Origin of the sequence: Pseudomonas sp. ok266 (genome assembly GCF_900110195.1) — a bacterium.
Lineage (GTDB): Bacteria > Pseudomonadota > Gammaproteobacteria > Pseudomonadales > Pseudomonadaceae > Aquipseudomonas > Aquipseudomonas neuropathica.
Map to the genome: position 1 here is coordinate 237,912 of NZ_FOCU01000010.1, position 18,400 is coordinate 256,311.

Here is an 18,400-nt window from a genome sequence, read left to right on the forward strand (position 1 = left end):
ACTCGCTCGATTGGCGCCATTCAGCCCTGCAGAGGTTCATAACCCATCCGCCAACTCACGGCCCGCGTCGCCGCCAGCAACCGCTGCGCCGCCGGGCCGTTTTCGTCGGCGTGGAACAATGAAGTGGGGCCAACGATGGTCAACACGGCGGCGACCTGGCCGACGGCGTTGAACACCGGGGCGGACAGCGCATCCACACCCGGCATCAGCAGGCCATGCACATGATGCAGACCGCGTTCGCGGATCTGTTCGCACAGGGTTGCGTAGGTTTTTTCATCCTTCAATGGATGATCCACAGCGGCAATTTCCTGCTCGCGCAACTCATCGGTTTCCCGATGGGGCAAGTAGGCGCTGAACACCAGTCCAGTCGATGAACTGAGCAGTGGCAACACTGAACCCAGTTGCGTCACCACCGTCACCGCGCGCACCGCCGGTTCGATATGCACCACGGTCGCGCCCTGATTGCCCCACACCGCCAGAAAGCAGGTTTCGTTGAGTTCGTCGCGCAGTTCGGCCAACGGCAGGGCGGCGACTTTCAGCACGTCCATACTGTTGAGTGCGGCCAGGCCTACACGCAAGGCTTCGCGGCCGAGCCCGTAATGGTTGGTAGCGGTGTTCTGCTCGGCGAATCCTGAAGCGATCAACGCTTGCAGATAGCGATGAACCTTGCTCGCCGGCATCTGCACATGTTCGGCCAGACGCGACAACGAAGTGGACGGCGACAACTCGGCCAGAGCCTTGAGGATGTCGGTGCCGACTTCGGCGGAGCGGACTTTCTGTTTGCCGTTGCTGTCGCTGGTTTTTTCCATGGTGCGGCCGGGTTCCGAAACGAATGGGCGTCTTTATAGCTTGACGCTGGATAGCGAGCAAATTACGTTATGCGTAATCGAATTACGATAATAACAACCCCGGCGTGCCGAAACCTCTGAGCCAGAGCGATGGGCCACTGCCGACTCCCTGTTCAGGAGGCTCCATGAACCCCGATTCAACCGCCCAGGCGCTGGCGTATCAGTCCGGTTTCGGCAACGAATTCAGCTCTGAAGCGTTGCCCGGCGCGCTGCCCGTTGGCCAGAACTCCCCGCAAAAAGCCCCCTACGGCCTCTACACCGAATTGTTTTCCGGCACAGCATTCACCATGACCCGCAGTGAAGCGCGGCGCACCTGGATGTACCGGATTCAGCCGTCGGCCAATCACCCGGCCTTCGTCAAACTGGAGCGGCAACTGGCCGGTGGGCCGCTGGGCGAAGTGACGCCCAATCGCCTGCGCTGGAACCCGCTGGAGATCCCGGCCGAGCCGACCGATTTCATCGATGGACTGGTGAGCATGGCCGCTAACGCGGGTGCAGAGAAACCGGCCGGCATCAGCATCTACAACTATGTTGCCAACCGCTCGATGGAGCGGGTGTTCTTCAACGCCGACGGCGAATTGCTGCTGGTGCCGCAACTCGGTCGTCTGCGCATCGCCACCGAATTGGGTGTGCTGGAAGTCGCGCCGCTGGAAATCGCCGTGCTGCCGCGCGGCCTGAAATTCCGTGTTGAATTGCTCGACCCACAAGCGCGCGGCTATGTTGCCGAGAACCACGGCGCGCCGCTGCGTCTGCCGGATCTGGGACCGATCGGCAGCAACGGTCTGGCCAACCCGCGTGACTTCCTGACCCCGGTCGCCGCTTACGAAAATCTGCAGCAACCGACCACGCTGGTACAGAAGTTCCTCGGTCAGTTGTGGGCCACCGAGCTCAATCACTCGCCGCTGAACGTGGTCGCCTGGCACGGCAATAACGTGCCGTACAAATACGACCTGCGCCGGTTCAACACCATTGGCACCGTCAGCTTCGATCACCCGGATCCGTCGATCTTCACCGTGCTGACTTCGCCGACCAGCGTGCACGGTCTGGCCAACCTCGATTTCGTGATCTTCCCGCCGCGCTGGATGGTCGCCGAGAACACCTTCCGTCCGCCGTGGTTTCACCGCAACCTGATGAACGAATTCATGGGCCTGATCCAGGGCGAATACGACGCCAAGGCCGAAGGCTTCGTGCCCGGCGGTGCCTCGCTGCACAGCTGCATGAGCGCCCACGGCCCTGATGGCGAGACTTGCACCAAAGCGATCAACGCCGAACTCAAACCGGCGAAGATCGACAACACCATGGCCTTCATGTTCGAGACCAGTCAGGTGCTGCGCCCAAGCCGCTTCGCCCTCGACTGTCCGCAACTGCAATCCACTTATGACGCCTGCTGGGCCACTTTGCCCGCCACGTTCGACCCGACCCGGAGATAACCCATGACGCAGAATTCCATCACCCGCAGCTGGGTTGCCTCGGCCAACGGCCACGCTGATTTCCCGCTGCAGAACCTGCCGCTGGGTGTGTTCAGCAGTAACGGTGCGATGCCGCGCGCTGGCGTGGCGATTGGCGACCATATCTTCGATCTGCAAGTAGCACTGGAAGCCGGGCTGTTCGACGGTGTCGCGCGCAGCGCTGTCGAAGCCATGCACGGCGGCCAGTTGAACGCATTCTTCGAACTCGGTCGTGAGGGGCGTGTGGCACTGCGCACCCGTCTGCTGGAACTGTTCAGCGAAGGCAGCACGCACCGCGGCAACATCGAAGCCCAAGGCGCGAAACTGCTGCCCCTGGCCGCCGATTGCCAGCTGCATCTGCCGGCACGCATCAGCGATTACACCGACTTCTACGTCGGCATCGAGCACGCGCAGAACGTCGGCAGACTGTTCCGCCCGGATAACCCGCTGCTGCCGAACTACAAGCATGTGCCGATCGGTTATCACGGTCGCGCCTCCACCGTGCGTGCTTCCGGTACCGACGTGCGTCGCCCTAAAGGCCAGACGCTACCGGCCGGTCAGACCGAGCCTGTGTTTGGCCCGTGCGCGCGCCTGGACTATGAGCTGGAACTGGGCATCTGGATCGGTCAAGGCAACGAGATGGGTGACTCGATCGCCATCGGTGACGCGGCTGATCACATTGCCGGTTTCTGCCTGCTCAACGACTGGTCGGCGCGCGATATCCAGGCCTGGGAATACCAGCCACTGGGGCCGTTCCTGTCGAAGAGTTTCATCACCAGCGTCTCGCCGTGGGTGGTCACCGCCGAAGCGCTGGAACCGTTCCGCACCGCGCAGCCGAAGCGTCCTGAAGGTGATCCGCAGCCGCTGCCGTACCTGTTCGATAAACGCGATCAGGACGGCGGTGCCTTCGACATCGAACTGGAAGTTTTGCTGCTCACCGAAGCCATGCGCGAGCAGAACCTGCCGGCCCATCGCCTGACGCTGAGCAACACCCGCTACATGTACTGGACCGTCGCGCAAATGGTCGCGCACCACAGCGTCAACGGTTGCCAATTGCAGGCCGGCGATCTGTTCGGTTCGGGCACCTTGTCCGGCCCTGAAAACGGTCAGTTCGGCAGCCTGCTGGAAATCACCGAGGGCGGTAAAAAGCCAATCGAGCTGGCTTCCGGAGAAGTGCGTAAGTTCCTTGAAGATGGCGACGAAATCATCCTGCGTGCGCGTTGTGCCCGTGACGGTTTTGCTTCGATCGGCTTCGGCGAATGCCGCGGCAAAGTGCTGGCGGCGCGCTGACAGGAGCGGGTTATGGATCTCTATACCTATTACCGTTCGACTTCGTCGTACCGCGTGCGAATCGCGCTGGCGCTGAAGGGCCTCGACTATCAGGCGCTGCCGGTCAATCTGATCGCGCCACCCGGCGGCGAGCATCGGCAAGCGGCGTATCTGGCGATCAATCCACAGGGGCGGGTGCCGGCCCTGCGCACTGACGAAGGCGGTTTACTGATTCAATCGCCGGCCATCATCGAGTACCTGGAAGAACGTTATCCACAGGTGCCGTTGCTGCCGGAAGATTTGTTCGCCCGCGCGCAGGTGCGCGGTGTGGCGGCGGTGATCGGTTGCGATGTGCATCCGCTGCACAACGTCAGCGTGCTCAATCGCCTGCGCCAGTCGGGGCACGACGAGCCGCAGGTAGTGGAATGGATCAGTCACTGGATCAGCCAAGGGCTGGCGACGGTGGAGCAATTGATTGGCGACGAGGGCTTCTGTTTCGGCGAGTGGCCGTGCGTGGCCGATGTGTACCTGATTCCGCAGTTGTATGCAGCGGAGCGGTTCAATGTCTCGTTGGATGCCTACCCGAAAGTCCGCCGCGTTGCCGCACTGGCGGCTGAACATCCGGCGTTCATCAAGGCGCATCCCGCCAACCAACCCGATACCCCGTAATTCCCCTGTGGGAGCGAGCCTGCTCGCGAAGGCTGAGTGTCAGTCACCATTCATTTTGCTGACACAGCGCATTCGCGAGCAGGCTCGCTCCCACAGGGTTCGGCGTTGAACTACCCCAAAATCATAAAAACAAAACAGGTACCTTGCGATGCACAACCAGATTGCCAGCTTCCGGGCGGCACTCGACGCCCGTCCTGTGTCCCGTTATCAGTGGTTGCTCTTGATCCTGCTCGCCTTGCTGCTGGTCACCGATGGCTATGACGCCCAGGTGCTCGGTTATGTGGTGCCCGCGCTGGCGCAGGATTGGGGTCTGGAAAAGTCTGCATTCGGGCCTGTTTTCAGTGCCAACCTGCTCGGTCTCACCCTTGGTTCACTGGCGGTTACGCCGCTGGCTGACCGCTTTGGCGTACGACGGATTCTGCTCGCTTGCGTACTGATCTACGCCACGCTGACCGTGCTGATGGTCTTCGCAGACTCGCTCAATACGCTGATGATCGCGCGCTTTATCTGCGGCATCGGCATGGGCGGGGCGATGCCCAGTGCTATGGCGTTGATGTCGGAATATTCGCCACCGCGCCTGCGCACCTTGATGGTGACGCTGGCGGCCTGTGGCTTCTCGTTCGGTGGCGCAGCCGGTGGTTTCGTCGCGGCAGGCTTCATCGACCAATTCGGTTGGCAAGCGGTGTTCCTCGCCGGTGGCGTCACGCCGTTGCTGCTGTTTCCGTTTCTCTGGTGGATGCTGCCGGAGTCGTTGCCGCGTTTGCTGCGTGATGCGCCACCGTATGCGCGACTGCGCAAAGTCACCGCGCGGATGTTGCCGGATTGGCAACCGCCCGTTGCCAGCCTCGAACAGAACGAGCGGGAGCAGGGCAGCAAACTGACGGTGGTCGAGTTGTTCCGCAATGGCTACGCGCGACCGACGTTGCTGATCTGGGCAACGTTTTTCGTCAGCCTGATTCTGTTGTATTTCATGATCAGCTGGCTGCCGACGCTGCTCCTGGAAAGCGGCCTGAAACTCAACGAAGCCAATCTGGTGACGTCGATGTTCCTGTTCGCCGGCACCATGGGCGCGATCTGCATGGCCTGGTTCGCTGACCGCTTGAAGCGCAAGGTGCGGTTGTTGTCAGCGGTGTTGGCAGGGGCGGCGCTGTGCACGATCCTGCTGGGGCTTAATCACGACAATCCGCGATATCTGGTCGCCTGCGTGTTCGCCGCCGGGTTCTGCATCATCGGCGGGCAACTGACGCTGAATGCGTTTGCCAGCAATTTCTATCCGGCGCATGTGCGTGCGACCGGCACCGGTTGGGCATTGGGCGTGGGGCGTTTCGGTTCGATTCTCGGGCCGCTGTTCGGCAGCCTGTTGTTGGCGATGCATATTCCAGTGGCGCAGATTTTCTTCTTCTGTGCGATTCCGGCGGTCATCGCCGCGTTGCTGATTATTCAGGTGCGTTCGCCCACCGACACAGTGCAATCTCCTGTGGGAGCTAGCCTGCTAGCGAAGAACGATAACGCGGTTTAACTGAAAGACCGAGCCGCCTGCTTCGCGAGCAAGCTCGCTCCCACAGTGATGTGTGCCGAGCCGATAATTTAGGTACACACCAAACCTGTGGGAGCGAGCTTGCTCGCGAAGGCCGTGTTTCTGTCACTACATTCGTTGCCTGACACACAGCCATCGCGAGCGTATTCAGTGGACGACGGAGTTGGGCGGCAGGTGGCTGAGGCGTTCAGTCAGGCGCAGGCGCTGAATCGGGTCGTCGCTGAGCATCAGCGCATGCTCCAGATCAAAGCGTTCGGCATTCGGGCAGTCGAGCCGCTGATAAAGACTGGCCCGTGCCAGGTAATCGACGGCGCCAGCGTCACCCAGTTCGAGCACCCGTTCGGCGTCGATCAGCGCGGCGATAAAATCATCATGAGTCAGGTGCAGCTGGCGCAGGTTGCGCGACAGGCGCTGGAGCATCTGCTTGGGGCTGGCGGTCAGCAGATGCTCGGCGGTCAGCTTCATGTTCGGCCCGTACTGGCGCTGCAACAGTTCGCGACAATCGTTTGGGTACAAACGCCGGCCGCCGCACGGATCCAGCAAGTGATCAGCGCCGGGCACCCGCAACAGGAAGTGTCCGGGGAAGTTGACCCCGACCAGCGGAATCTCCAGGCCACGCGCCAGCTCCAGGGCAATCAGCGCCAATGCCAACGGCTGGCCGCGACGGGTCTGCAACACCTTGTGCAACAGCGCTGCTTGCGGGCGCAGCGGCAGGAAGTGGTCCTGGGCAAAGCCCAGATCAGTCATGCGGCGCAACAGGGGCTGCGCCAGTTCACTGACCGGCAACATCGGCAAGCCGTAACTGACTCGTTGTTGCAGGTCTCTGAATTCTTGTAACAGCGCGTCGGGATCGACCGTTTTTTCGTGCTCGGCCGCCATCCACAGCGCGGCTTCGAACAGCGCGGGCGGTGAACGGTACAGGCATTCGAAAAAACGTTGACGCGCACTCATCGAAATCTCCGGGGAATGCCTCGTTTTAGCCCCGCCCGCAAGATTCGTCCAGTCCCCTGCTGCGCAGGTGTCGGGTTATGCCGCAAAACCGTTGTCGGCGCGGGCGCTTATTCCGGCGCGCTCCAGCAATTTTCAGGCGCAGGCCTATACTGGCGTTCTACAAGAAGTGATTCGGGAGCCCAACGATGTTTGCGCTCATGCAAAGCACTCGCCTGGAATCGCTGCACCTTAGCGTTGATCCGGTCACCGGGTTGAAGGCGGTCATTGCCATCCATAACAGTCGCCTCGGGCCAGCCTTGGGCGGATGTCGTTATCTCGCCTATCCCAATGACGAATCCGCCGTCGAAGATGCCATTCGCCTCGCTCAGGGCATGAGCTACAAGGCTGCGCTGGCGGGGCTGCCGCAGGGCGGAGGCGTGGCAGTGATCGTGCGCCCGGCTCATGTGGAAAATCGTGGCTCGCTGTTCGAAGCTTTTGGTCGTTGCATAGAACAGCTCGACGGTCGCTACATCACCGCCATCGACAGCGGCACCTCGGTGGCGGATATGGATTGCATCGCCCAACAGACTCAGCACGTCACCAGCACCACCTCGGCCGGCGACCCCGCTCCGCATGCCGCGATGGGTGTATTTGCCGGCATTCGCTCAACGGCCATGGCGCGGCTGGGCAGCGACAACCTCGAAGGCTTGCGCATCGCGATTCAGGGCCTGGGCAATGTCGGCTTTGCTTTGGCCGAACAACTCCATGCCGCCGGGGCTGAGTTGCTGGTCAGCGATATCGATCACGGCAAGGTGCAACTGGCGATGGAACAACTCAACGCTCACCCGATCGCCAACGACGCGTTGCTCAGTACGCCGTGTGACATCCTCGCGCCGTGCGGTCTGGGCGGGGTTTTGAACAGCCATACCGTCACGCAATTACGCTGTTCGGCAGTGGCAGGCTCTGCCAATAACCAGCTGACACATCTGGATGTGGCCGATCAACTGGAACGGCGCGGGATTCTGTATGCGCCAGACTACGTGATCAATGCCGGTGGCTTGATCTACGTCTCGCTGAAACATCGTGGTGAAGAGTTGTCGACGATTACCGCGCATCTTTCGAAAATCAGCTCGCGGCTGACTGAAGTCTTCGCCCATGCGCAGGCGGAAAAGCGTTCGCCGGCGCGGGTGGCGGATGAGTTGGCGGAGAAAGTTTTGTATCGCTGAGTTTCACAGGCATGAAAAAGGCCCTGAGCCATTCGACTCAGGGCCTATTCAATTCGGTCATTGCTTACTTAGCCGCTTTTGCCGCTTTGGCTGGCTTCGCCGGCGTTTCCGCAGGTTCTGCAGCTTCGGCATTATCGACCGGTTCGGCCGGTGCATTGAGCAGTTCGGACAGTGCATCCGGCTGGCTCTTGAACGCCCGGGCGAACACATCGCGATTCTTCGCCATGTAGATCCCGGCTTCTTCCACTTGCTGTTCAGTCAGGGACGGAACGGCTTTTTGCAGGACATCGGCCAGATATTCGGCCAGTTCGAGCATTTTGTCATGACGGTCAGCTTCGGCTTTATCCATGAACAAGCGCTCCAGATCTCGGCTGCTGCGGTATACCACTTCGACGGCCATTCACCACCTCACATGCCTTCACATTAAGTTGTCTTGACGACTACTGTATCCATATACAGCGAAAAGGATAAGCGAATCCCTGCGCCATGGGTAGTGGCTTTTCAATGTAGACCGGATTTCGGGTTTGTCAGTTGGATCGTGTGAGGCCATTCGCGAGCAAGCTCGCTCCCACAGGTTCTGCGCCAACCTGACACCTGCGACCAAACGCCACGGCGCGGGTTTGGCGGCGGCTCGCCATGATGGCGTGGCCTCTTTTCTGCATGAAAACCGTTACGTGCAGAAAACCGTCACGTCCGACACGCATCATCCGCTCGCATTCGAGCTAAGGAACATCATCGTGAAAATCAACTGGGCCGAGAAACTGCGGCAAAACGTGCATCAACTGGCCGAGTCCCTGGGCAACCTGTTCGTCGAAACCTTCCACTATCTGGCGTTGTTCGCCATCGGTGCGGTGACGGCATGGGCGGCGGTGATGGAATTTCTCGGGATGCTCGAGGAAGGCCATATCAAGATCGATGACATTCTGCTGCTGTTCATCTATCTCGAATTGGGGGCAATGGTCGGGATCTACTTCAAGACCAACCATCCTGTAACTAACATTTTTTCTCAGTGTATGATTTTTCTAAAACCCAAGAAAAATCATTGGCTTATGGCGTAGGCTTTCTTCTTTTTTGTTCTGAAATGCTGTGTTGATTTTTTCTGCCGATTTCGGCGTGTGCGGGGAGAGTGGGTATGAAATGGGCTGATCGGATGCGCGTGAGGGTTCATGCTGGGGCAAACAGCCTCGGAAACCTTGGGGTTGAGCTGTTTCATTATCTTGCGCTTTTTGGGATTGGTGCGATCACAGTTTACGCAGGCGTCACCACCTTCATCGAAATGCTTCATCAGGAAAAAATCAGCGTCGATGACATTCTGCTGCTGTTTATCTATCTCGAACTGCTTGCTATGAGCGGAATCTATTTCCGCACAAATCATATGCCATTGCGGTTCCTGCTTTACATTGGCGTGACAGCCCTGATTCGACTGCTGATTAGCGATGTGTCGCATCATAAATCCCCGGACGAGGGCATTCTTTACCTCACTGGTGGTGTGGTGCTCCTTTCCGTTTCGATTCTCGTGGTGCGATATGCCTCGGCCCGATTCCCGTCAGTGAAAGAGAAGACAGACTGAAAGCCCACTAAATGATTCAGGCCGCTTTCGAGCGGCTTTTTTCGAACGTATCAAGCATATGCTGCGGCGTCAGAAGGACTCAGATGCAGGCGAGGGGAGCGATTCAGGCGCACATCTGTAGCACGGGCGAAGAGGTGAACCGGTGGCGTGCTTGGGCTACAAGGCTCCGAGTGATCCAACGCCGCTGTTGCGTGAGCATACGCCGTCACGCTACGAGATCTGATTCAAGTTTCGTGATTAAAAATTGCTCAACCTTCATCCGCTTCATTTTCTGGCTCATAGTCGTAATCAGCCAGATTGGCTGACACTTCACCAAGCTCCAGCTCTCCTAACCCTTTGGTGCCAACCAATAATGCACTTTTTATTTCGATGCTGAATTTGATATCACGTCCAGAAACGTCGTATTCTTTTCTGTGGTTTCCACTTGCTGTGCCAGAAAAAGTCACGCTCAGTCCATTTTCAAAAGTGATGTCCTCCAGATCGTCAATCTCAACCTCGTCGAAAATAGTATCCGACTCTGCGATTGGGCCTGATAGTTCCTCGCTATTCAGCAAGTCATATCGCATGTTGTTACATGCTTCCCGATAAACTTCTTCGACTTTATCTTTTGGGAGTAGCTTAAAATCAAGATTGTCGAAAATCGAGATCACGTGGTCGAATAGCGATTCTGCGTCTAAGTCCTCGTTTCTGGAACCTTCATTTTGGACTATGGTTTCCAGAGTCGTTGCAAATTCATCTCGGTCATAATAGATGTATGCAACCTGTGCCAAGGTTTTATTATTAAAGCTTTCGTCATGCACGAGTGTTTTGAAGCTTTTGTAGCCGAAAATCATTGCTACAACTTCTCCAAGACCTTCCAGTGATAAATAAATATCTTCATTTTTGAGGCTTTCTTCTAACGTTTGCATAAGAGCATAAGCTGATGGGAAGCGATTTGATGCTTGCGCTGATTTCAGCTGCGCGCTTGCTAAACTGAAACGTTGTTTTTCAAGCTCTGCATTTGCTTGCTTTTTCTCCTCGTCGAGTGCAGCTTGACTTGCTCGACTTTTCGCCTCTGCGGCTACAGCCGCAGTAACCTCTAACTCCGCTTTCGCTTCAGCGGCTGCCGAAGCCGCTGCATCAGCTTTTTCCTTAAATCGAGCCGTTCGGAGTTTCAGTTGCTCAATTACCTCTTTTCTACGTTCAATATCTAAGCTAACGTTCTCTTCCAAGAACTTCTTCTCGGGATCAGCTAAAAGTCTTTTTTTGTTTAGAGCTTCTTGTCGCTCGACCTTACTGATTTCTATTGCTACCGCTTGTTCGTGCAGGCGTTCGTTTGCGTATTTGAGTATAGATTTCAACCCCCATGACACCCAAGGAAAGGCAAATATGAATAGGGCTGTCATGAGGAGGGGGATTGCTACGAGCGAGTTGAATTCAAATAATTTCAACTCATGAAAGTGCTTACTTATCGCCGCGATTCGATCTGTGGCGGTTCCCTCGCCCCACACCAGCAGCGCTAAGCTATCCCAATTGCAGATTAGCCATGACCCGATGAAAGCGCCAATGAATGGGTCTTCAATTTTTGTTCTCGTGCTTCCAGATATTGACTCTAAAACATCGTCAATGAATTTCATTACGACTTTCCTGAAAATGGATGTGATTCTATTCTTAGTGATATACGAAAGCCCTCAGAGCGTGTTCAGAACTAAATACGAAAGCGTTCTGAACGCGCTAAGAACCACGGCGCGCTACGATGTGCTGGACTCGTGCTGATGGTGCGTTGCTGCGGCTGGTTTGCGCGGGTTCTTGATGAACATGGCTGTGCCGCCGTGACGCATATCGATCTCGAAAAGCTCTGACGTGCGAATGAGGTCGCCCAAAGTGCGGTGCCCATAGTTCACTGCTGAAAAGGAGCTGTTGTTGCGTATGAATTCCCCAACCTGGCTCAGATGCGACCACCCAGCGTCATCGGCAGTTTTCTCCGCAGCAGTCCTCAGCAATCGCACGAGAGATGTGTCGCTTCGCAGCTCGTTGCGGGAGCGCTTCGTCGATTTGGGTGGCTCACCCTCTGCAGCTTTCTCCTGATCGTCGCCCATCAGATTCTCGGTGTAGATAAACTGCGAGCAAGCATCCACGAACGGCTTGGGAGTCTTCGTCTCGCCAAAGCCATACACCGGCAGGCCGCTTTCCAGAAGGCGCAGCACGAGTGGTGTGAAGTCGCTGTCACTGGTCATGAGTGCGAAAGCATCGACGTTCTTGCTGTATAGCAAGTCCATTGCGTCAATGATCATCGCTGAGTCAGTGGCGTTCTTGCCCTTTGTGAACGCGAACTGCTGCATGGGGCGGATAGCGTAGGGGTGAACCTTCTCGACCCACCCTGCGAGGTGGGGAGAACTCCAGTTACCGTGGGCGTGCCTGATGTTCACCATTCCATACTTCGCAAGCTCGTCGAGCACGCCGCCTATGGCTGCATGGCTTACGTTGTCACAGTCAATCAGCAGCGCTATCCGTTTCGACTCCACGACGAATCCCTATCAGTCCTGATTGCGTTAACTATGTCATCAGGCCAGCATCACCCGCAAGGCTCTTGGGCGCAGTGCTGAACCGTTGGCTTGTGGAGCATACGAGGGACAGAGGCATTTTATGTCTGTATATTCATACAGGTGGTGGGTGCTTTCAGGCATTGGGGGCCTGTATACTGCGCTACGCAAAGCGGATGGATTACAAATATTCAGTTTTATAGGGAGTTTAAGATGCACGCTGGTTTTAATTTGGATGTTGATTTCAGTATTTGTGCTCATTATTATGCTTATGGAAAAGCAATTCATGATCAGCACAAGCGAACGGTAAACGATACTCTTGAGTCTTTCAAAAATCCGAAAGGCGGACTTTTCGCTGAAAAAATCGTAGCAGAATGGTTTCCCTTGGTAAGCGCTGATATATTTTTGTCCCACTCTCATAGTGATGAGGAAAGTATTATTGCTCTGTCTGGATGGCTTTATGAGACTTTCGGATTAACTTGCTTCATTGACTCATCAATTTGGGGGTATTCGGCAAAACTTCTAAAAATGATTGATGATGAATACTGCTACGATAAAGATCGTAAGGTTTACAATTACGATGATCGTAATAAGTCCACCAGTCATGTTCATATGATGTTGTCTACAGCTTTAACAAAAACGATGGACGCATGTGAGTGTGTGTTTTTCGTCAATACACCGAATTCGATAAAAATTGACCAATCCATTAACGGAACAAGCGCTACTGAATCACCGTGGATTTATTCCGAAATTGCTATGACCAAGCTTTTGAGGAAAAGAGAGCTTCGTGAACATAGGCGATTCACCGCTGAAGCGATGGATCGTGCTGGTAATGAAGATTTCAAGAAAAGTTTAGGAATTAATTACGATGTTGATTTGTCGCATTTGACTCAAATCAACAATGAAACGCTGCTAAGCTGGCGTGATTACTTTCGGCGCGAGAAACCGGAATATCCTCTGGATTTCCTATACTCTCAGAAAAATCAAGGAGCAATATATGGATAGTAAAATCGCACACTTAACATTCGTTCAGGGAGTTATAAGTCGCATGGCGGCAAACTCCTTTCTGGTGAAGGGGTGGACAATTGCGCTTGTAGCAGCCTTGCTTGCTATTGGAGCTGATAAATTGACCTTCAGTTACTTGACAATTGTCTTGGTCCCCGTAGCTCTGTTTTGGTGGCTGGATGCTTTCTATCTTCATCAGGAGACTTTGTATCGAAAGCTCTACGAAGTAGTTGCATTAAAAAAAGATCAAGATATTGATTTCAATATGAATGCCACAAGCTTTAAAGGTGAAATAAAATCATTCAAGAAGATTGCTTTAAGTAAATCTATTTCTCCGTTTTATTTTGTGGTGATAGGCCTTCTTGTTGTAATGTATTTTCGAGCTTGACTGATCAAAAATGAAAGCCCAGCACTTGGTGGGCTTTCATTGGTTTTTTGTTTGTAGAGTTATTGGTGTGAGGCTTTCACGTTAAAAAATTGATAAGATATTAGTATAATGCTAAAAAACTGTGCGCTGTTAGGGGCCAAAGCGTTCACCTCTCAGGTAGCATGGTGCGGCTTTTAGTGAGGTTTTAAAAATGTCTTTTTTGTGACAGCGCAGGATTTCGGTGTCGTCAAGACCAACCACATGCCGGTGCGCTTCCTGATCTACGTGGCGATCACCGCGCTGACCCGTTTGCTGATCTCCAACGTCTCGCACCACAATCCGCCGGACATGGGCATCATCTACCTGTGCGGCGGCATTCTGTTGCTGGCGTTCTCGATTCTGGTGGTGCGTTACGCCTAGTCACAATTTCCTTCGGTGAAGATCGAGAAACCGCAGCGCAAACTTGGTGCCGGTTCCAGCGAGCATCCGGAAGTCGAGAAGGGCGAGCTTTAAAGCCCGGCTGCTTGCCCGGGCTGGCCGATGACGCGTGGCGGTGGCGGGGTCAGCCCGTCGCCGCTGGTCATCGCTTCGAGGATTGCCATGGCGCTGTGGCCTTGCTCGATGGCAATGCCGAACTGGATGCTTTGCACCAGGCGCTTGAGGCGCGCGGGGTCGTTGCGCTGCTCGGCGCTGATCATGCGCTTGGCCACGATCCGGCCGCTGTTGGACAGGGTCAGCATGATGCTGCCGTCCAGGCCTTGAATGCTCAGGTTGATCTGATAGTCCGGCGCGAAGGCATCGGTAATGATCTGAAAAGGATTGTCCATGATGCGTCACCGCCTGATTGAACGTGCAGTTGTTGACCGGCCGTGATCGGGTTGGTTCGCCCAACCGGATCATCGGCCATTCCGTGGCCTGTATTTGTTGCTTCATGTAGAGCTGTCGAGTGAAACGAGGCTGCGATCTTTTGATCTTCGGTGTTTTGATTTCGATCATGAAGATCAAAAGATCGCAGCCTGCGACAGTTCCCACAGGGGAGTAGCAAGGGCTGTGCCGGGAAAATTGTCGAACAATGAACACGGGGATTAAAAAGGCGAGCCACGCGGCTCGCCTTTTTTAATGGCCCGTTTTCAGGGCAGAACCGAGTAGATGATCGCTGACAGTGCAATCAGGCCGATCAGCACCACAAACACGTTGGACACCTGGCCCGAATACTGGCGCAAGGCCGGCACGCGGCGGATGGCGTACATCGGCATCAGGAACAACAGGCAGGCAATCACCGGCCCGCCGAGGGTTTCGATCATGCCAAGGATGCTCGGGTTGAACGTTGCCACGGCCCAGCAACTGAGGATCATGAACACGGCGGTCGCACGGTTCAGCCAGCTCGCTGACATCACCCGGCCTCGGCTGCGCAGGCTTTTCACGATCATGCCCTGGAAGCCTTCACTGGCGCCGATGTAGTGGCCGAGGAAGGATTTGGTGATCGCCACCAGCGCAATCAGCGGCGCAGCGTAAGCGATGACCGGGGTCTGGAAGTGGTTGGCCAGGTACGACAGGATCGAAATGTTCTGCGCCTTGGCCGCTGCCAGATCCGCCGGCGACAGCGCCAGCACACAGCTGAAGCAGAAGAACATCACCGTGACGACCATCATGCCGTGAGCCATGGCGAGGATGCCGCTGGTTTTGCGTTCGGCCTGCTCGCCGTAACGTTGTTTCTGCTCAACCGCGAACGCGGAAATGATCGGCGAATGGTTGAACGAAAACACCATCACCGGAATCGCCAGCCACATTGTCTTGAAGAAAGCGGACATTGGCATGGCTTCTTGGGCACTGGCAAAAAACGCACCGTTCCAGTTTGGAATCAGGCTGAGCGCCAGTAGCAGCAATGCGGCAACAAATGGATAAACCAGCACGCTCATGGCTTTGACGATGACGCTTTGACCACAGCGCACAATCGCCATCAGACCGAGGATCAACACCAGCGAGAGGATCGCCCGTGGTGGCGGAGCGATGTGCAATTGGTGTTCGAGGAAACTGCTCAGGGTGTTGGTCAGCGCCACGCTGTACACCAGCAGAATCGGGAAGATCGCGAAGAAATACAGGAGCGTGATCAGCTTGCCGGCACCGATGCCGAAGTGTTCTTCGACCACTTCGGTGATGTCCCCGGAGCGCCCGGACAACACGAAACGGGTCAGCCCACGGTGGGCAAAAAACGTCATCGGGAAAGCCAGTACGGCGAGAATCAGCAAAGGCCAGAAACCGCCGACACCGGCATTGATCGGCAGGAACAAGGTGCCAGCACCGATCGCAGTGCCGTACAGACCGAGCATCCAGGTGGTGTCGAATTTGTTCCAGCCCTTGTGGGCCGTTTCTGCATTGCGTGTGCGGTCTACAGCGGGATTTTCGGCAGCAGGTGTACGTACATCGGTCATCGGTATCGCCTCGTTATTATTTTTGCTCGGGCTCACGGTTGGCAGGCGGCTTCGTGCGGCCTGCCGGGGCGGTCAGGGAATGGGCCTCAGCATTCCACCCAGTTCACAGCCAGGCCGCCCCGTGAAGTCTCTTTGTATTTGTCGTGCATGTCGGCGCCGGTATCGCGCATGGTGCGGATCACCCGGTCGAGGGAAATGAAGTGTTTGCCGTCGCCGCGCAGGGCCATTTGCGTGGCGTTGATCGCTTTCACGGCGGCGATGGCATTGCGCTCGATGCACGGTACCTGCACGAGGCCGCCGACCGGGTCGCAGGTCAGGCCAAGGTTGTGTTCCAGGCCGATTTCGGCGGCGTTCTCCAGTTGTTCCGGGGTGGCACCGAGCACGTCGGCCAAGCCAGCAGCGGCCATCGCACAGGCCGAACCGACTTCGCCCTGGCAGCCCACTTCAGCGCCGGAGATCGAAGCATTTTTCTTACACAAAATGCCGACAGCCGCCGCGCCCAGAAAGAAAGCGACGACATCATCGTCAGACGCGTCCGGATTGAATTTCATGTAGTAGTGCAGAACGGCCGGGATGATTCCGGCTGCACCGTTGGTCGGTGCGGTGACCATGCGCCCGCCGGCGGCGTTCTCTTCGTTGACGGCGAGGGCGAACAGGTTGACCCACTCCATTGCCGACAGCGTCGAACTGATCACGTTCGGCTTGCCGATTTCCAACAAGCTGCGATGCAATTTCGCTGCACGACGCGGCACATTCAGACCGCCGGGCAGAATCCCCTCGTGGCGCAGGCCTTGTTCGACGCATTCGCGCATCACCGACCAGATGTGCAGCAGGCCCTGGCGGATTTCCGCGTCAGTGCGCCACGCGCGTTCGTTGGCCATCATCAGTTCGGACACGCGCAGGTTGTGCTGTTTGCACAGCGATAGCAGTTCGGCGGCGCTGGAGAAGTCGTACGGCAACGCCACGTCACCGGCCGGGGCGACACCGGACTCGGCTTCTGCCGCTTCGATGATGAAACCGCCGCCAATCGAGTAATAGGTCTGCTCGAACAGCTCGGCCGTTTCGCCAAAGGCTGTCAGGGACATGGCGTTGGGGTGGTAGGGCAGGCTCTCGTCCAGCAGCAGGAGATCACGTTGCCAGTCAAAGGCAATTTCTCTCTGACCGGCGAGGGACAGTTGGCCTGTCTCGCGCAGTTGCTGGATACGTGGATCGATGGTCGCCGGATCGATGCTGTCCGGCCATTCGCCCATCAGGCCCATCACCGTTGCGCGGTCGGTGGCGTGCCCGACGCCGGTGGCCGACAGTGAGCCGTATAAACGGATTTCCACACGGCGCACATCGTTCAATAAACGTTGATCAATCAGCGCCTGAGCGAAGGTCGCGGCGGCGCGCATCGGGCCTACGGTGTGGGAACTGGACGGGCCGATGCCGACTTTGAATAGATCGAAAACACTGATAGCCATGCTAAACCCTTACAAGCAATGGAGTAGGAATCGCTGCCATTTTTTGTAGGACAAGCGCAATGTCGGCGATACTGCCTACCTCGGTCCAACGTGACTAACGAAACTTCCTAAGTAAGCCTTTAGCAGGACTAAACGATGAGCCGTCAATTGCATGCGCAGACCTATGTCTGGCTGCAGGTGTTTTCCTGTGCCGCGCGGCACCTGTCGTTCACCCGTTGCGCCGAAGAACTGCACATCACCCCGGGGGCGGTCAGTCAGCAAATTCGTCAACTTGAAGAACGACTTGGTTTCCGTCTGTTTCATCGGCGCGCGCGTGGTGTGGAGCTGAGTGCGGAGGGGCAGCGGCTGGCTATCACGGTCAACGAGGCGTATGGCAGCATTGATGCCGAACTACGTCGACTGGACGCCGGGATGATCAGCGGGATTTTGCGTGTGCGCTCGATTCCGTCGTTTCTCAGCAAGTGGCTGACGCCGCGCTTGCCGCGCCTGCAGCAACGCTATCCGGACATTCAGTTGCGCTTGGTGGCAGAGGACAGCAGCGTGCCCTTGCACGAAGGCGATTTTGATCTGGCGATCGATTTGAACGACGGCAGCTACCCGGGATTGTTATCCACAGCCTTGCTCGACGAGCAGATTTTCCCGGTGTGCGCACCGAGCCTGTTGCGCGGGCGACCACCGTTGCACGGACCGGCGGATCTGGTGCATTTCCCGGTACTGCACGACATCACCGCCTGGCGTGGCAGTTATGAATACGCGGAATGGGAATTCTATTTGAACGCGATTGGTTTTGAGGGCGCCGACGTACGGCGTGGGCATACCTTCAATCGCAATCATCTGACCATCGAAGCGGCGATTGCCGGCATGGGCGTGGCGATTGCCCGCCGCACCTTGCTTAACGATGAATTGGAGCGAGGGACGTTGATTGTGCCGTTTGGCCTGTCGGTGCCTAATCACAAACGCTATGTGTTGCTCTATGCACCGGGGGCTTTAAGCCATCCGGGTGTGCGTGCGGTGCATGATTGGCTGGTCGAGGAGGCGGGGATATTTCGCAGTTTGCACCCGTTGAACGACGGGCAGTTGTGAGCAAATTTTGCAACATTGCCAAGCGACCCAA

General features: G+C 56.5%; 16 protein-coding genes and 3 pseudogenes. 11 read left to right on the forward strand and 8 right to left on the reverse strand.

The window, feature by feature from the left end; genetic code table 11:
* Positions 1-20: 20 nt before the first annotated feature.
* Entirely contained in the window at positions 21-809 is a 789-nt protein-coding gene (locus tag BMY54_RS20020; protein ID WP_093436103.1) for an IclR family transcriptional regulator, read from the reverse strand.
* 164 nt (positions 810-973) lie between these two features.
* Here BMY54_RS20020 and hmgA point away from each other — a divergent pair, with 164 nt between their 5' ends.
* The 4 genes from hmgA (at position 974) to BMY54_RS20040 (ending at position 5,753) form a co-directional block, all read left to right on the forward strand.
* Positions 974-2,278 (forward strand): homogentisate 1,2-dioxygenase, encoded by a 1,305-nt coding sequence (gene hmgA, locus BMY54_RS20025; protein ID WP_093436108.1) that lies wholly within the window; start codon positions 974-976, stop codon positions 2,276-2,278.
* Between the two features lie 3 nt (positions 2,279-2,281).
* Positions 2,282-3,586: a fumarylacetoacetase gene (fahA, locus tag BMY54_RS20030; RefSeq protein WP_093436113.1), complete on the forward strand. Its 1,305-nt coding sequence runs from the start codon at positions 2,282-2,284 to the stop codon at positions 3,584-3,586.
* Between the two features lie 12 nt (positions 3,587-3,598).
* Positions 3,599-4,234 (forward strand): maleylacetoacetate isomerase, encoded by a 636-nt coding sequence (gene maiA / locus BMY54_RS20035; protein WP_093436118.1) that lies wholly within the window; start codon positions 3,599-3,601, stop codon positions 4,232-4,234.
* 148 nt (positions 4,235-4,382) lie between these two features.
* A complete protein-coding gene (locus tag BMY54_RS20040; protein WP_093436123.1) occupies positions 4,383-5,753 on the forward strand; it encodes an MFS transporter in 1,371 nt (456 codons plus the stop codon).
* A gap of 165 nt (positions 5,754-5,918) precedes the next feature.
* Here BMY54_RS20040 and BMY54_RS20045 read toward each other — a convergent pair whose 3' ends face one another.
* Entirely contained in the window at positions 5,919-6,722 is an 804-nt protein-coding gene (locus BMY54_RS20045) for a SirB1 family protein (protein ID WP_093436126.1), read from the reverse strand.
* A gap of 185 nt (positions 6,723-6,907) precedes the next feature.
* Here BMY54_RS20045 and BMY54_RS20050 point away from each other — a divergent pair, with 185 nt between their 5' ends.
* Positions 6,908-7,927, forward strand: coding sequence for a Leu/Phe/Val dehydrogenase (locus BMY54_RS20050; RefSeq protein ID WP_093436130.1), 1,020 nt, complete (start codon positions 6,908-6,910; stop codon positions 7,925-7,927).
* A 145-nt stretch (positions 7,928-8,072) separates the two neighbouring features.
* Here the strand turns inward: BMY54_RS20050 and BMY54_RS20055 are convergent.
* Positions 8,073-8,327: pseudogene (locus BMY54_RS20055) on the reverse strand (YebG family protein); the annotation flags it as partial.
* 337 nt (positions 8,328-8,664) lie between these two features.
* On the opposite strand from BMY54_RS20055, the pseudogene BMY54_RS20060 reads away from it, so the two are divergent.
* Positions 8,665-8,913 (forward strand): annotated as a pseudogene (locus BMY54_RS20060) (phosphate-starvation-inducible PsiE family protein); the annotation flags it as partial.
* A gap of 140 nt (positions 8,914-9,053) precedes the next feature.
* Entirely contained in the window at positions 9,054-9,497 is a 444-nt protein-coding gene (locus BMY54_RS20065) for a phosphate-starvation-inducible protein PsiE (protein ID WP_175559637.1), read from the forward strand.
* 248 nt (positions 9,498-9,745) lie between these two features.
* Here the strand turns inward: BMY54_RS20065 and BMY54_RS20070 are convergent, their stop codons facing one another.
* Positions 9,746-11,113 carry a hypothetical protein gene (locus tag BMY54_RS20070; protein ID WP_093436143.1) on the reverse strand — a complete coding sequence of 456 codons (1,368 nt, stop codon included), beginning with the start codon at positions 11,111-11,113 and terminating at the stop codon, positions 9,746-9,748.
* A 114-nt stretch (positions 11,114-11,227) separates the two neighbouring features.
* A complete protein-coding gene (locus BMY54_RS20075) occupies positions 11,228-12,001 on the reverse strand; it encodes an NYN domain-containing protein (RefSeq protein WP_093436148.1) in 774 nt (257 codons plus the stop codon).
* Between the two features lie 231 nt (positions 12,002-12,232).
* Here BMY54_RS20075 and BMY54_RS20080 point away from each other — a divergent pair, with 231 nt between their 5' ends.
* From BMY54_RS20080 to BMY54_RS20090, 3 genes and pseudogenes are all read left to right on the forward strand, one after another.
* Positions 12,233-13,024, forward strand: coding sequence for a hypothetical protein (locus tag BMY54_RS20080; protein WP_093436152.1), 792 nt, complete (start codon positions 12,233-12,235; stop codon positions 13,022-13,024).
* Positions 13,017-13,412, forward strand: coding sequence for a hypothetical protein (locus BMY54_RS20085; RefSeq protein WP_093436156.1), 396 nt, complete (start codon positions 13,017-13,019; stop codon positions 13,410-13,412). The genes BMY54_RS20080 and BMY54_RS20085 overlap by 8 nt, the downstream gene beginning before the upstream one ends.
* A gap of 228 nt (positions 13,413-13,640) precedes the next feature.
* Positions 13,641-13,904 (forward strand): annotated as a pseudogene (locus BMY54_RS20090) (phosphate-starvation-inducible PsiE family protein); the annotation flags it as partial.
* On the opposite strand, the gene BMY54_RS20095 reads toward BMY54_RS20090, so the two are convergent.
* From BMY54_RS20095 to BMY54_RS20105, 3 genes are all read right to left on the reverse strand, one after another.
* Positions 13,901-14,218 carry a DUF3509 domain-containing protein gene (locus BMY54_RS20095; protein WP_093436161.1) on the reverse strand — a complete coding sequence of 106 codons (318 nt, stop codon included), beginning with the start codon at positions 14,216-14,218 and terminating at the stop codon, positions 13,901-13,903. The pseudogene BMY54_RS20090 and the gene BMY54_RS20095 overlap by 4 nt on opposite strands.
* 303 nt (positions 14,219-14,521) lie before the next feature.
* Positions 14,522-15,823 carry a serine/threonine transporter gene (locus BMY54_RS20100; RefSeq protein WP_093436166.1) on the reverse strand — a complete coding sequence of 434 codons (1,302 nt, stop codon included), beginning with the start codon at positions 15,821-15,823 and terminating at the stop codon, positions 14,522-14,524.
* Positions 15,824-15,909: 86 nt separating this feature from the next.
* On the reverse strand, positions 15,910-17,286 hold the full coding sequence (locus tag BMY54_RS20105) for an L-serine ammonia-lyase (RefSeq protein ID WP_093436168.1): 1,377 nt from the start codon (positions 17,284-17,286) through the stop codon (positions 15,910-15,912).
* A gap of 135 nt (positions 17,287-17,421) precedes the next feature.
* Between BMY54_RS20105 and BMY54_RS20110 the strand changes: the two genes are divergently transcribed.
* Positions 17,422-18,369, forward strand: coding sequence for a LysR substrate-binding domain-containing protein (locus BMY54_RS20110; protein WP_093436172.1), 948 nt, complete (start codon positions 17,422-17,424; stop codon positions 18,367-18,369).
* The last annotated feature ends 31 nt before the right edge of the window (positions 18,370-18,400 follow it).